The organism is Mesorhizobium sp. M1307 (assembly GCF_040318155.1).
GTDB lineage: Bacteria > Pseudomonadota > Alphaproteobacteria > Rhizobiales > Rhizobiaceae > Mesorhizobium.
In genome coordinates this window covers 1-13371 of the sequence record NZ_JAMYLR010000018.1, presented here as the reverse complement: position 1 = coordinate 13371, position 13371 = coordinate 1, and the positions used below count along the sequence as shown (strand labels likewise).

11 protein-coding genes and 2 tRNA genes are annotated in these 13371 nt (G+C 59.9%); 2 read left to right on the top strand and 11 right to left on the bottom strand.

Annotated elements, in window-relative coordinates; genetic code table 11:
• Positions 1 to 117: 117 nt before the first annotated feature.
• From NKH16_RS19860 to NKH16_RS19835, 6 genes are all read right to left on the bottom strand, one after another.
• Positions 118 to 1338 carry an OmpP1/FadL family transporter gene (locus tag NKH16_RS19860; protein ID WP_352744678.1) on the bottom strand — a complete coding sequence of 407 codons (1221 nt, stop codon included), beginning with the start codon at positions 1336 to 1338 and terminating at the stop codon, positions 118 to 120.
• A gap of 425 nt (positions 1339 to 1763) precedes the next feature.
• Entirely contained in the window at positions 1764 to 4547 is a 2784-nt protein-coding gene (locus NKH16_RS19855; RefSeq protein WP_352746018.1) for a valine--tRNA ligase, read from the bottom strand.
• A gap of 385 nt (positions 4548 to 4932) precedes the next feature.
• Entirely contained in the window at positions 4933 to 5793 is an 861-nt protein-coding gene (locus NKH16_RS19850; protein ID WP_352451399.1) for a DUF2497 domain-containing protein, read from the bottom strand.
• Between the two features lie 199 nt (positions 5794 to 5992).
• Positions 5993 to 7384 (bottom strand): TolC family outer membrane protein, encoded by a 1392-nt coding sequence (locus NKH16_RS19845; protein ID WP_352746014.1) that lies wholly within the window; start codon positions 7382 to 7384, stop codon positions 5993 to 5995.
• Positions 7385 to 7570: 186 nt separating this feature from the next.
• Positions 7571 to 8239 carry a protein-L-isoaspartate O-methyltransferase family protein gene (locus NKH16_RS19840; protein ID WP_352451401.1) on the bottom strand — a complete coding sequence of 223 codons (669 nt, stop codon included), beginning with the start codon at positions 8237 to 8239 and terminating at the stop codon, positions 7571 to 7573.
• 89 nt (positions 8240 to 8328) lie between these two features.
• A tRNA-Cys gene (locus NKH16_RS19835) sits at positions 8329 to 8402 on the bottom strand.
• 217 nt (positions 8403 to 8619) lie between these two features.
• On the opposite strand from NKH16_RS19835, the gene NKH16_RS19830 reads away from it, so the two are divergent.
• Positions 8620 to 8820 (top strand): hypothetical protein, encoded by a 201-nt coding sequence (locus NKH16_RS19830; protein ID WP_352746011.1) that lies wholly within the window; start codon positions 8620 to 8622, stop codon positions 8818 to 8820.
• Positions 8821 to 8884: 64 nt separating this feature from the next.
• Here NKH16_RS19830 and NKH16_RS19825 read toward each other — a convergent pair whose 3' ends face one another.
• Complete coding sequence (locus NKH16_RS19825; protein ID WP_023676401.1) at positions 8885 to 9145, bottom strand: hypothetical protein; 261 nt, start codon at positions 9143 to 9145, stop codon at positions 8885 to 8887.
• 220 nt (positions 9146 to 9365) lie between these two features.
• Here NKH16_RS19825 and NKH16_RS19820 point away from each other — a divergent pair.
• Positions 9366 to 9440: transfer RNA gene (locus NKH16_RS19820), tRNA-Asn, on the top strand.
• A 363-nt stretch (positions 9441 to 9803) separates the two neighbouring features.
• Here the strand turns inward: NKH16_RS19820 and NKH16_RS19815 are convergent.
• The 4 genes from NKH16_RS19815 to NKH16_RS19800 form a co-directional block, all read right to left on the bottom strand.
• Positions 9804 to 10637: a trypsin-like peptidase domain-containing protein gene (locus NKH16_RS19815; RefSeq protein WP_352746008.1), complete on the bottom strand. Its 834-nt coding sequence runs from the start codon at positions 10635 to 10637 to the stop codon at positions 9804 to 9806.
• Between the two features lie 336 nt (positions 10638 to 10973).
• Complete coding sequence (locus NKH16_RS19810; RefSeq protein ID WP_352746006.1) at positions 10974 to 11903, bottom strand: hypothetical protein; 930 nt, start codon at positions 11901 to 11903, stop codon at positions 10974 to 10976.
• Positions 11904 to 12619: 716 nt separating this feature from the next.
• On the bottom strand, positions 12620 to 12748 hold the full coding sequence (locus NKH16_RS19805) for a hypothetical protein (protein ID WP_352746004.1): 129 nt from the start codon (positions 12746 to 12748) through the stop codon (positions 12620 to 12622).
• A 406-nt stretch (positions 12749 to 13154) separates the two neighbouring features.
• The coding region (locus tag NKH16_RS19800) for a DUF982 domain-containing protein (protein ID WP_352901329.1) at positions 13155 to 13371 on the bottom strand (217 nt) is incomplete at its 5' end.

The window sequence follows — 13371 nt, the reverse complement described above, 5'->3', positions numbered from 1 at the left end:
ACAATTACAGAAGCGAACATCATGGGGACAATTGTTGCGCCGGCCGAATGCCGGACGCCACGCATCCAACCAACGGCCGGGCAGTGCCCGGCCGTTTTGTCGTTTAAAATTTAATAGTTAGAACTTGATCTTGACGGAAGCCGAACCAGCGAGAAGCAGGTCGTTGCCGTAGGTATAGGTAACGGCATTTGCCACGTCGCCGACACCGCTGAAAGTCGATGACCCGCTCGTCAGCACACCGATCGAGCCGCCGAGCCTGACCTCGATCTGGTCGTTCGGCGAATAGGAGACGCCGCTGGCAACGGCCCAGGTATCCGACTGATAGCCGGAGGTCGTCGAGGTGCCGCGATCCCAGGTCAGCGAAACCACGCCCGACAATTGATCGGTGAACTTGTGCCCGATACCGCCCGTGACCGTCCAGCCGTCGCGATACAGCAGGTCGAATGAAACGGGCGAGGGCAAACCGGTTACCGGACTGCGCACGCCATTGATGGCAATGACGCCAAGCTTGCTCCACTCCTGCCAGCGGATGGAACCAAAGGCCAGCCAGCCAGGAGCTATGCCGCTCTGCAGCTTGAATTCCAGAGCCTGAGGTATCTCAGCTGACGCCGAGACTGGGTACACGCCGGTAGAGCCGGGAATCAGATCCGCCGGAAAGGCGCCCCTGAAGCCGGTAGTGTCGACGGTTCCCGACAGCCCGTCATATTTGTAGCTTGAAGAGTACATCAGGCTGGCGCGCAGGGCGATCTCGGGGATCTCATAGGCGGCGCCCGCACGCCAACCCCATGCCTCGTCGGATAGCTTGAATACGCCGAGGCCGGTATTGCCGAAGGCGAGCAGTGTCTGGCGGGACAGAAACGCGTCGACCTGCTGGTAGGAGACACCGCCGATGAATCGTATGGCGCCCTTGCCGACGTTCACCTTGTAGGAGCAGGTGAGACCGAAATCGTCTGTGTCGACGGCGTATTTGACCGCTGTCGGCGAATAGGCGTTGTTCATGCCGAAATTCGCGTCCGCACCATACGGTCTCGTATAGGTGGCAAGACAGTCTACGGGCTCAAAGATGTTGGCCTTGATGCCGACATGCGGCACCGCATAATCGCCACCAACGTCCACCGCCGATGTCGACAAACCCGAGCCATCGAGACGCTGCACATTCTTGAGTTTGCGCTGTGGCGAAACATAGGTGACGCCTGCGTCGAACGAATATGGCGCCGCGTCGAACAGCTGGTCGATGTTGACGCCGCCCCGGTCAAAGCCCCCGGCTTGCACCGTCCCAGCCAAAGCCAGCGAAAAAGCCCCCGCGCCCAGCAGCACTTTCAGACGCGAATAACACATGAATCTCCTCCCCGAAATATCCTTGCATCAAGCTAGAACCAATTCAGGTTAACGGCGCAACAACGAATTCGCCGTGCGTACATGTACACCTTGGCTGAACGCATTTCCGACAAGGTGTCGGCCTTCTTACCGAGGCGGGAAAATGGCCGCCACAATACAGATCGACGAGAAAACTCGGGAAAAACCCCTAAATCACTACAAAACAGGGCATTTTGCGTGCCCAGTCAGCCATTGTTACATTACGGCAACAATGGGGCAAAAACATTCAGTTTGCCTCAAGATTTACGCTGCGGAATGCCCGTTTTCGTGGCAGGCGGCCTGTCTGGAAGGCAGATTCGTGACCGGCGAATCTATTGCGGCCAACAGGCCCAATTTGTTTGATCAGCCGGCCCAATCTGTTCGATCAACCGGCCCAATCTGTTCGATCAACCGGCATCGCGCACCCGCGCCAATGCCACCGAAAGCTTCTCTTGCGCCTCGCGATATTCGGCGAGTTTTTCACGCTCGGCCTCCACCACCTCTTCCGGCGCGTTGGCGACGAATTTCTCGTTGGACAGCTTCTTGTAGAGCCGCGCTATTTCCTCGGTCACCTTCGCAAGCTCCTTGTGCAGGCGCGCTGCCTCGGCGGCAAGGTCGATCAGGCTGCCGAGCGGCAGGCAGATCGTCGCCTCGTTGACCACGATCTGGGCGGATCCCCTCGGTGGCGCCTCGGCGAGCGAGATGTCGCCGACCCGCGCCAGACGCTTGATAGCCGAGCCCTGACGCTCGAGCCTTTCGTGTGTCGCGTCGTTGGCGCCGATCACCACGAGCGGTGCGATAGCCGCCGGCGGCACGTTCATCTCCGAACGCACCGAGCGGATGCCGGAGACAAGGTCGACCAGCCAGTTGATGTCGGCGGCGGCCGCCTCGTCCTCGAAGTCGGGCGACGGCCATGCCGCATGACAAAGCAGCGATTGCCGTTGCCTGCCCTCGCCGGCGGTTTCGGCCCACAGTTCCTCGGTCATGAACGGCATCATCGGATGCAGCAGCTTGTAGATCTCGTCGAGTACGAAGGCGACGCATGCCCTGCTCTCGGCCTTGGCGGCCTCGTCGGTGCCCATGAACACCGGCTTCAGCAGTTCCAGGTACCAGTCGCAGAACTGGTTCCAGACGAACCGGTAGGCGGCACCCGCCGCCTCGTTGAAGCGGTATGAGGTGATACCGTCCGTTATGTCCCGCGCGGCTCGCGTCAGCTCCGTCAAGATCCAGCGGTTGACCGCCAGCTTGGCGTCCTGCAGCCAGAAATCGTCGTCGCGCGCCACTTCGTTCATCTCGGCGAAGCGCGTCGCGTTCCACAGCTTGGTGCCGAAATTGCGATAACCGGCAATGCGGGCCGGATCGAGCTTAACGTCGCGCCCTTGCGCTGCCATCACAGTCAAGGTGAAGCGCAGCGCATCGGCGCCGTATTCGTCGATGAGCTCGAGCGGATCGATGACGTTGCCTTTCGACTTCGACATCTTCTGCCCGTTCTTGTCGCGAACCAGAGCATGGACATAGACGGTATGAAACGGCTCCTGATCCATGAAATGCAGGCCCATCATCATCATGCGGGCGACCCAGAAGAAGATGATGTCGAAACCGGTCACCAGCACGTCGGTCGGGTAATAGGTCTTCAGCTCCCGCGTCTGGTCCGGCCAGCCAAGCGTCGAGAATGGCCACAGCGCCGACGAGAACCATGTGTCGAGCACGTCCTCGTCGCGGGTCAGGATCTCGCCAGGCTGGAAATTCTCAAGCTTGTCCTCGACCCAGGCCTTCCACGGCCCTTCCAGCGCCAGATAATATTCGATGGCGGCACCGAGCGCCTCTTCCTCGGTCTTTTCGACAAAGACATGCCCGTCCGGCCCGTACCAGGCAGGGATCTGGTGACCCCACCAGAGCTGGCGCGAAATGCACCAGGGCTGGATGTTTTCCATCCAGTCGAAATAGGTCTTTTCCCAGTTTTTGGGCACGAAATTGGTACGGCTCTCGCGAACCGAGGCGATCGCCGGCTTGGCCAGTTCCGCCGCATTGACATACCACTGGTCGGTCAGAAACGGCTCGATCGGCACGCCGCCGCGGTCGCCATGCGGCACGGCGTGGCGATGCGGCTCGACCTTCTCGAGAAAGCCGCCCGCCTGCATCAGCTCGACGATCTTCTTGCGCGCATCGAAACGGTCGAGGCCGTCGAGGCTGTCCCAGACGGCCTGGCGCTCCGGCGTCACGTCCAGTCCGGCGAGAAAGTCCTCATTGTCCTTGAGGCTCACCGCCGCATTGACGGTAAGGATGTTGACCGCCGGCAGCCGGTGGCGCTTGCCGACCTCGAAATCGTTGAAGTCATGCGCCGGCGTGATCTTGACCGCACCACTGCCTTTTTCGGGATCGGAATACTCGTCCGCCACCACCGGGATCCTGCGGCCGACGATCGGCAGGATGAGGTTCTTGCCGACAAGATGCCGGAAACGTTCGTCGTCGGGGTGGACGGCGACAGCCGTATCACCCAGCATCGTCTCCGGGCGGGTCGTCGCAACGGTGATGAAGGTCTTCGGATTTTCCGGATCGAAGGTCATGCCTTCGACTGGATAGCGGAAGTGCCAGAGGTTGCCGTTGACTTCCTGCTGCTCGACCTCGAGATCCGAGATGGCGGTCAACAGCTTTGGGTCCCAGTTCACAAGGCGCTTGTCCTTGTAGATCAGCCCTTCCTTGTAGAGCGTCACGAACACTTCGAGCACGGCCTTGGACAGGCCCTCGTCCATGGTGAAGCGCTCCCGGCTCCAGTCGGCCGAGGCCCCGAGCCGCTTCAGCTGGTTGAGGATGGCGCCGCCGGATTCTGCCTTCCATTCCCACACCTTGTCGATGAACTCATCGCGCGTCAGGTCGCGGCGGTGGATCTGATTTTGCATCAGCTGGCGCTCGACCACCATCTGCGTGGCGATGCCGGCATGGTCCATCCCCGGCTGCCACAGCACGTTCTTGCCGCGCATGCGCTCGAAGCGCACCAGAATGTCCTGCAGCGTGTTGTTGAGCGCATGACCCATATGCAGCGAGCCGGTGACATTCGGCGGCGGGATGACGATGGTGAAGGCTTCAGCCCCCTCCTCGGCCCCGGCACCGGCCCGAAAGGCGTCGGCCTCTTCCCAGATCCTGGCAATCTTCGGCTCGACGGCTTTGGCGTCGTAGGTCTTTTCGAGCATGGGAAAACGGTCCGCGCTGTCCGGAATTTGTGGTCCGGTGTAAATCGGAAGGTTGTTGCCAAGTCAACCGCAAGGGCATGGCCGATAGATAGCGCCGTGATGGTTCGGTGCAACTCGCGGAACTGAATGTTGCACGGCAATCGCTTCAGGTTTGCGCTGCCCCTCATTGCCCTGCCGGGCATTTCTCCCCGTATAGTGACGGGGAGAAAGACGCCTGTACTGAAGCTCTCGCCAATCACGAACGTTGCGGAAAAGGCGCCTAAATTGCGGTCAACCCCTTCTCCCCGTCACTATACAGGAGGAGGTGCCGGCAGGCGGATGAGGGGCAGCGCCGACTTCGACAATTCGCCGGTCGAGCGCCGCCCATTGGCGGCTCTCCGAATTGCTACTGCGCGCCGCGCGCGACGCGCTCGATTTCCTCGCGCACCAGCCGCTCGACCAGCGTCGGAAGGTTGTTGTCCAGCCAGTCCTGCAGCATGGGCCGCAGCATCTCCTCGGCCATCTCGTCGAAAGTCTTCTTGCTGCGGCTGGCAAACGCGTCGGAAAGCTCGCCGAAGGCGGCGGCAACCTGCCGGCCCGTATGCTCCGAAAGGATTGCCGGACGTGCGGGCGGCGCCTCGCTGGCCGCCGGACGCGCCAATCCGATTTTCGACGATTCCGGGCCGATTTTCGAAGATTCCGGGCCGCTTTCCGAAAGCTCCGGCCCAATTTCCGAAGGCTCCGGCACAGGTCCAGCAGTCGCCTCGTTCTCGAAAACCTCGGCTTTCGGCTCGGCGTCCGGCGTCCGGAGTGGCTCGGCGCGCTCCGGCTTGGCCATCGCGTCGCCGACCGCGGCGATCTCGCGCCGCCAATCGGCGATGATGGTGTCGGTCGTCTCGGCAGCCTTGGCTGTCGCAGGCCGATCCGGCTTTGCGGGCGGTTCGGGAGCGGCGTTCACCTCAGCCAGCGTCACCGCTGCTTGTATCGGGCCGGGACGCAGCGGCGTTTCCTGGCGCTCAATGACCGGCGCGGCCGCTGGCTGCACCTCGGCGCGCGTGGCCGGCTTGGCGATCTCCAGTCCGCCGCGCAGTTCGGAGCGGAACGCATCCCCCTCCGCTGCTGCCGGCGCCGGTTGCAGATCCTGGCGCAGCTCGTCCGCGTCGCCCGGCTGCTTGCGGCCGGTATCGCTGTCCTCGATGATCCTTCTGATGGAAGCCAGTATTTCTTCCATGGAAGGTTCGCGCTGTACGCTGCTTGCCGTCGCCATCGTCACATCCGCCGCCCTTGTGACTCGTTCTCAGATTTCCTGTCCGGCAATGCCGGATTCGAATCATGGCAACAGCGTAACCGACGGAACGGCTTGCGAGAATCCCCAATCTGGCGACATCTCGGATTTCAACAGATTAGGGTCGGGAGTTGAAAGCCCGCGCGTCGTTCGAGCGCGGGCTGAAAACACGGCTTGGCGATCAGCGGCCGTCCGGCGTGCGCAGGCCGATCCACTTGTCCTTGACGGCGTTGTAATGCTCTTCGGGCCTGTACTTCGTCACGTTGAGCGCAAGGCGGTCTGCCGACAAATGGCCAACCGCCGAGAGGATGGCATAGCTCGCCACCACCACGTCACGTTCGGCGCTGACAAGATTGATCTTGGCGGTGATGAGGGTCGCCTGCGCGTTGAGCACGTCGAGCGTGGTGCGCTGGCCGACATTGCGCTCTTCGATGACGCCGTTCAGGGCAAGCTGCGCGGCGGCGACCACCTGCCGGTTGGCCGTGACGCTTTGCTGCGCGGCGGTGTATTGCGACCATGCCGAGGTCACCGCCTGGCGCACGGTGTCGCGGCTGACATCGACCTCGATACGGGCCTGGCTAAGTGATTCCTTTGATTGGCGAACCAATGCCGAGGTCCGGCCGCCGGAATAGATCGGTATCGTCAATGTCGCGCCGATGTTCGCCGAATTGGTTACGCCATCCTGTGTCGAGGAGAGCGAGCCGGGCGCGGTGCCGCGATAGGCGCTCGAAACACCCGCCGACGCCGATAGTTGCGGCAGCAACGCGCCCTCTGCCGACTTCACCGAAAACCCCGCCGCGTCGACCAGATGCGCGGTGGCGAGGATGGCCGGATGCTCGGCCGATGCGATCGCGATCGCCGCATCGAGGCTCGACGGCAACAGCTTCGACACCGGCGAAGCCGGCCTGAGCCTGCCCGGCTCGTCGCCGACGATCTGGCGATAGGTCGCAGCGCTTGCCAGCGCCGTCGCGCGGGCGGCGCTCAACTGCGCCACCGCGGAGGCACGCTGGGCGTCGGCTTGCGCGACGTCGGTGCGCGTACCTTCGCCGACCTCGAAGCGCGAACGCGCCGCACGCGCCTGCTCGGTCAGGAATTGCAGATTCTGTTCGGTCAGCACGGCGACCTGGCGGTCGCGGATAACGTCCATGTAGGCGCTTGCCGCGTTGAAAAGAGTGTTTTCTTCGGCGTTGCGCAGGCTTTCGAACGAAGCGCGGACCCGCGATTCGGCGGCCGCCACATTGTTCCTGGTCTGAAAACCGTCAAACAGCGTCTGGTCGATCTCGACGCCGAAGTTGCCGGTGGTCAACGAGATGTTTCGGTGCAACCGGTTGCTGTGGCTGGCGGTATAATCGATGCTCGCGGAACCGGTGATGGTCGGGCGCCAGCCCGACTTGGCGATGGCGACGCCCTCGTCGGTGACGCGAACGCCGGCGCGTGAAGAATTGAGCGAGGAATTGTTTTGGTAGGCCTTTGAAAGGGCCCCGAGAATGGTTTCGGCCGAGGCGGCCATTGGAGACAGCGCTGTCGCCGAAACTAGGACAGCGGTAAAAAGCAACTTGCGTACAGACGGCACGTTATATTCCCTCATTCGTTTTGCACGGGAACTGCGCCACGCTGGCTTCTCCTTCTGATCAGCCGGCGCCGCGTTTTTTATCGTTCCCCCGCTGAAAGCCCCCAGAAACGCCCGGTTATGCAGATCAGCAACGATTGTTCAAACGCAAGCGATCATGACAGCGCCTTCGCTGCAAGGCAAAATCACTCAGAATTCGAAGGCGGGAATGCGTTCGAATCCCGGTAGTGGCTTAATTGCCGCATTAAATGCGCGTCTTCCCGTTACAACCCCTCCAGTCTTAAAAAAAAGCCGGGCTACGCCCGAATTGCCCTGCCCCTCCACGGCGACGAGTCGGCCGCCTTCGGCAAGCTGGTCGAACAGCGCCGCCGACACCTCCCCGACGCTGCCGCCGATCAGGATCACGTCGTAAGGTGCCTTGGCGGCATGGCCTTGCGGCAGCGGCCCGTGGACCACGGTGACATTGCCGCAACCCAGCGCCGCAAGCGTCGAAGTGGCGGTCTCGGCCAGCGCCGGATCGCTTTCCAGCGCCACCACGGACCTTGCCAGCCGCGACAGGATCGCCGCCGCATAGCCGGTGCCGCAGCCGACATCGAGTGCCGAATCGCTTGGGCCGATATCGGCCAGTTGCATCAGCTTGGCCAATGGCGACGGCTCCATCAGATAGCGCGGGCCATCGGCCGTATCGGCGATGCGGATGTCCTCGTCGATATAGGCAAGGTCACGCTGGCCGGCGCCGACAAAGGCCTCGCGCGGCACGACAAGCATCGCCTCGAGCAGCGGTGCGCTGGTCACGTCGGTGGTGCGGATCTGGCCGTCGACCATCTTCACCCGGCGTTCGGCAAAATCAGCGCTCATGTTCCAACCATCCGCTTGCCGCGCAAAGGCCGCGGCTGTTTCGACCGGAACTGAAGCCCCCTGGCGCTGACGCGCGGGAGCTCGGGCATTGGAGGCCTCGCCCGGAATCGAACCGGGGTGCAAGGATTTGCAGTCCTCTGCGTAACCACTCCGCCACGAGGCCTCATTGCTCCCGGCGTTCCACCCGGCTCCAATAGGTTGCGGCGAAAATGCCGTCAAGCGGCCACCATGCATTCCCAACGGTTCCTCGACATTCCATGCCCTGCCTTATCAACGCAATGCCCATATTAGCAATAACATATTAGCTTATCGTTAAGCATGATTCTGGGCGACGGGAACCCGAAACCGGCGGCCACGTTGGGCAAAGAGGAGGCTCCGCCATGCGTCGAGCAGGTACGAAGGACGGCACGTCGCGCGGATTGTCGCAGTCTGCAGAGCTTGTGCGCTATGCCATCGACCGCCTCAGCATAGAAGGCGCAAACAGCCTGCCGCCGCGCGACCGGGCGCGGCTGGCATCGGCTACCGCCGTTCTCAAGGAGCTTTGCGAACGTCTGGAGAGCTGCTTCGACCAACCTCGGTAAACGTATGGGCGGACGACGCCGCTCGCCGACATATGGCAGGCTGGCGGCCGTCAGCGGGGCAATCTCAGTCAGGCCGGCGCCGTCGCTCCCACCAGACGACGAAGCGGCGCCGATGACGACGCACCAGGGCAAATTCGTAGGAGAGCACCAGCAGTCCGATCGGTACCATCCAGAAACCCAGGATCGGCAGGAAGCCGAGAATGCCGCCGATGATCAGCACAACGCCGATCGCAATCCTGAGGCCGCGCGAGCGCGGCATGGTGAACTGGCGGCCGAAGACCGAGATTTTCCGGGCCGGTGGCTGTTCGTCGCTCATTGCCGTCATGTGAAATGTCGATCCGTTTGCATCAGTAGCACCATCAGCCGGAGAAAGCCGCAACGGCCTTTTCTGTTCCGTGACAGGCGAGAGACAGCTCATATGAGGGCGCTCGCCGGCCATTGCCAGCAAGCCCTGCGCCAAAAAGCACCGAAAAAATGCGAAATGCTTCTTTGCAAAGCCGAAACGGGTTTGCTATAGGCTGCCCCACTCACATGAGAGCCTCTGTTCCCCGGTAGCTCAGTGGTAGAGCAACCGGCTGTTAACCGGTTGGTCGCTGGTTCGAATCCGGCCCGGGGAGCCACTTAATCCAGAAAAGTCTTGAAACCCAAGGATTGCAACGGTTTCCGCTTCCCCAGAGATACACCGCGAGATACGCTGCGGGGTACCTTGAGCATGAAGATTGACGTGAAACGTGGCAAGGCAGGTTGGCGCTACAGGCGCAAAATCCCCGAGGAGCTTCGGGCAATTTTGGGCAAACGGGAACATCTCGTCCCGCTTGGCGCCATCGAACAGGAAGCCCTGAAAAATTATCCGAAGGTTCATGCCGAATCGCGAGAAGCCGTCACGCAGATCACCTTTCCGCACAAACCATCCATGCAGGGGCCGAAGTGCCGTTGCTGCAGGAACAAGGCAGCAACAGACGCGGCAGGCTCTGAACCACAGGCTACAGACCCGCCCCCTGCACTTGAGCCATGCCCTCGTTTCCTGTGTCCATTAGGGTCCGGAGTGTCCGGCCGGTGATTTGCGGTTCATCGAGGGGTAAATGCATCGCGGGCCCTAGCATCGCGCCAAACGCATGCCGCTCGCCTGAAAAGCTCCGACTGACGGCACCACGAATGACCGCTCCTTGGGCGCCAAAAATAGGCGCTCCGCTCATTTTGCCAGGAATTTTTGCGTTGAAATCGAAGCAGGGTCCCGGGGTGGATACGTCTTTCTGCAAATGGTTCTCCGGAAATACTCGCATCACTTCACCTACAGAGACGAATAGGTCCATTTCGAACTCTTTGATGACCATTCCGCCCTTACCGTAGTCCAAGGGAATGTCGTTCATTTCCGCATAGCCCAGCGAGTACGCTGCTTCGCCCGGTATGAATGGGTTCAACGACAAACTCAGGGGTTGATGCGCAGCGCCGTGGGGCATCTCTGCGATTTTGCAGATCGCAATGTCTGTCGAGTACTCAAACCTATCCTTCTCATAGACGAGGGGACTTTCCTTCCAGTGGCCCCATAGCCAGTATTTCTGAAAGGAAAAGTACCTAAATCCGCGCGTCCCGTAGGCAGGGCTATAGGGGACGATGACACCGAAATTTAGCGTCTCTGCGAAGACCATCTGGTTCGCCTGGCGCGTCGCACCGTAGCCGCTGTCGAAAGGATCCATGAGAATGTGGGCTGCGGTCATGACGTAGCCAGAGCAACTAATAACGGAACCGGTCCCGATACACCGAATAAAATCGTCGCCCTCCCTCCAGGCAACGACAGGAACGATACTCTGCTTCATGAGAAAGTCTGCCGGACCTAAAGAAGCCAGAGCTTCATGTATGTTCCGGCTCGGGGTGGAGGTCAGAAGTTCAATGTCGCCCCCAAATGTGAAATAGTCAGAATCGAAACCCGGCTTAGGCGTCAATTCGAGACCTCTAAGATCAGTGACGCCCCACTGTCCATCTGATCGGCGAGACCACAATGATTTCAGTATTGAAATAGGTGGTGTAATCACCACTTTCTCGCCCCCTATTTTGCTACCGCTTGCATAGGCTCGGTTGTAAATCCGATTTCGGCCATTCACTTTGTCTCTCGGCAAAAGCCGAAGCCCCGGGAGAACCGCCAATTCCTTTTCTTAGAACGGATACAGCACTGGCGTCAGCCCCGACGAATGACCGTCATAAGGGTGGATGTACGATTCCGAGATCTTCCAGTTCGGCTTAGATGCCACTTGAAAGAAGTAGCCAAACTCTGAACGCCAACGAAATGCTTCCATCTTTCCAAATTGGGCGATCAGCATGACGGCGCAGGCAACGACAGCATCGATAGCGTGAGACAGGGTCCCCTCTTCAAAACTTCCTTCGCGATCATGCTTCACTGCGTTGTATGCCCGATACCAAGGTAGTGACTCCGTCGGGCGCGCGCTGTCCCAACCCTCAAAGGGTCTCACCTCCTTCATCCATGGGTAGTATGGAAGCAAAATTCCAAACTCACCCAGCCGCATTGCACTTTGAAGGGCGACATAATTTAGCGTGGTGAATTTGCCCGACAGTCCATTTGCCTCAAGCACACCGCGCCAGTGCATCTCCACCTCTGTGCAGGCAAGAATGAGAAGGTTTCTTACCTCGTGCCCGTAAACTTTGAAGTTCGATGGCGAGGGGTGAACCGTTTGGCAAATCTCAGTTAGCTTGTGCGTGAGCGAAACTAGCTGCCCGCGCATGATCGCAAGCTGGGACTCTACCGTCTTCGACCCCGGACAATGATAAACCGGATTTGGGACCCCAACGTGCTGGTCAACCACTCTGGCCATGCGGGGATAGTACTCACCCGGTCTGAGGTGCGTACGTTCAAAGGAGAAGGGCGCCGACTGTGGAATAAGCCGCGCCAATTTTGCTCCGACAGCGTCGAAGAGGTCTTCCCCCGAAGGAAGCGCGACGTGCGCGGACTCGTTATTGAGCGGTTTTGAGACGCCGACTAGTGTCGCGACTGTTCCATCGAAATGCCATATCCCTTGGCCCTTTCCGTCTTTATCAGTGCATCCGAAATACCCGCTTGATTGCGCCATGGTCCCCCGCGAAACTCTATTGAGGGCAATCTACATTACATCCCCGATTCTGGCTCCCCTGAAGTTCTCCTCAGGGTGTAGCCGAGGGGGCACAGGGACACAGGAGATCCGCCTGTTTATTAGTCCAGACCGTAACCAATGCCCCCTGACAGCTATCTACCGGTAGAGTCTCGGGTACTTGGCCTTCTCAGTCTGGCAATCATCCCTACGCCGCACCGCTTTGTTCAAAGCGGCCTCATAGGCGCGGATGGCCCTCTTGAACTTAGGTCGATTGGGTGTCAGGTGTTTATCCAGACCGTCGTACAAAAGGACTGTAACGGCTATAATGGCCTTCCCATCTTCGGTTGGCCTCAGCGCCCGGCATCTTTGCCTAACACCGATGACGTTACCTGCCATCGTAGCGGCCAAGTTCAACTTGGCGTCGGGCATCCGAGCCAGGAAGTTAATGTTTTGCTGCTCTCCCTGTCCGGCTGAAGCCGCCGAAGATATGACGCAGACTGCCGCGCCGAGTGTAATCAAAATGCGGTTCAAAAATTGCCCCCTCAATGTTTCGCGATCTCGACCCAAGCATCGCCCGTTCCTGCAATGCGAGGTTGAAATAATTCAATTCGAAAAGCAATTGACGTTATGCGACATTGCGCGAGGATCACCGCACCCCGGGAGCAGCGAGCATCTTAGCTACCTCGGCAGCAGCCAGGAACGCCTTCCGTGCCTCCTCAGGTTCCATCTTCGTTGGCGATCACGGCGATGCAGACGCGCACCGCTCGGTTCCATTTGGGGCCACGCTTGGTCCACTTCATCATCTCCTGGCCGGCTGCCTCGACGTTGTTCACGTTCCGGGTCATACCGGCGCGCTCAGTTCTCACAGGGACCGGAGGGGAGAACCAATGGGTTGCCATGTGTTATTCGCGAAGATCGAACCCAACAAATAGGCCAAAGGCTGGGGCAACATTGACAATAAGCTCCACCAGCTCGCAGTCAGTTTCCTTCAGATATGGCCCGTCTCGGCGCACCGCTGCGATAGTGTCTTTTACGGAGCCTCGTATGAACGTTTGCACGCAGTGTCGACCCGACAAGGTGACGGCCAAACACCTTGTTCACGAGCTAATCCTACAAGTCCCTCGCGGCCAGATCATCCTCCCACCTCAGCGAGAACCCAAGTGGCAATTTTATTGGTCACTCCACGGAAAAATCAATGTTCGAATCGTACTGAATAAAGGACTGAATCTTTGGGAGAAATTTCTCCTCCTCCTACGGGGAGAGATACATCTTGGCTTCCTTAGCGGCAGCCTCAAAGGCCTTTCGTACCACCTGAGGGTCAATCGGATCGCCCTCCAGATCTGACAGGCAGAGGGTCACCGCCTTGTGCCAGCGAGGTCCTCTCCGGGTCCACGTCTTGAGCTGCTCAAGGGCTGCCCTCGCATTGTTGCAGCCATGCCTGACGCCGGTTTCAGTCTTCACGAACACC

Coding starts and splice junctions, on each gene's coding strand:
- NKH16_RS19860 (WP_352744678.1), bottom strand. CDS start 1,338: ATGTGTTATTCGCGTCTGAAAGTGCTGCTGGGCGCGGGGGCTTTTTCG.
- NKH16_RS19855 (WP_352746018.1), bottom strand. CDS start 4,547: ATGCTCGAAAAGACCTACGACGCCAAAGCCGTCGAGCCGAAGATTGCC.
- NKH16_RS19850 (WP_352451399.1), bottom strand. CDS start 5,793: ATGGCGACGGCAAGCAGCGTACAGCGCGAACCTTCCATGGAAGAAATA.
- NKH16_RS19840 (WP_352451401.1), bottom strand. CDS start 8,239: ATGAGCGCTGATTTTGCCGAACGCCGGGTGAAGATGGTCGACGGCCAG.
- NKH16_RS19830 (WP_352746011.1), top strand. CDS start 8,620: ATGCGTCGAGCAGGTACGAAGGACGGCACGTCGCGCGGATTGTCGCAG.
- NKH16_RS19825 (WP_023676401.1), bottom strand. CDS start 9,145: ATGACGGCAATGAGCGACGAACAGCCACCGGCCCGGAAAATCTCGGTC.
- NKH16_RS19815 (WP_352746008.1), bottom strand. CDS start 10,637: ATGAAGCAGAGTATCGTTCCTGTCGTTGCCTGGAGGGAGGGCGACGAT.
- NKH16_RS19810 (WP_352746006.1), bottom strand. CDS start 11,903: ATGGCGCAATCAAGCGGGTATTTCGGATGCACTGATAAAGACGGAAAG.
- NKH16_RS19805 (WP_352746004.1), bottom strand. CDS start 12,748: ATGACCCGGAACGTGAACAACGTCGAGGCAGCCGGCCAGGAGATGATG.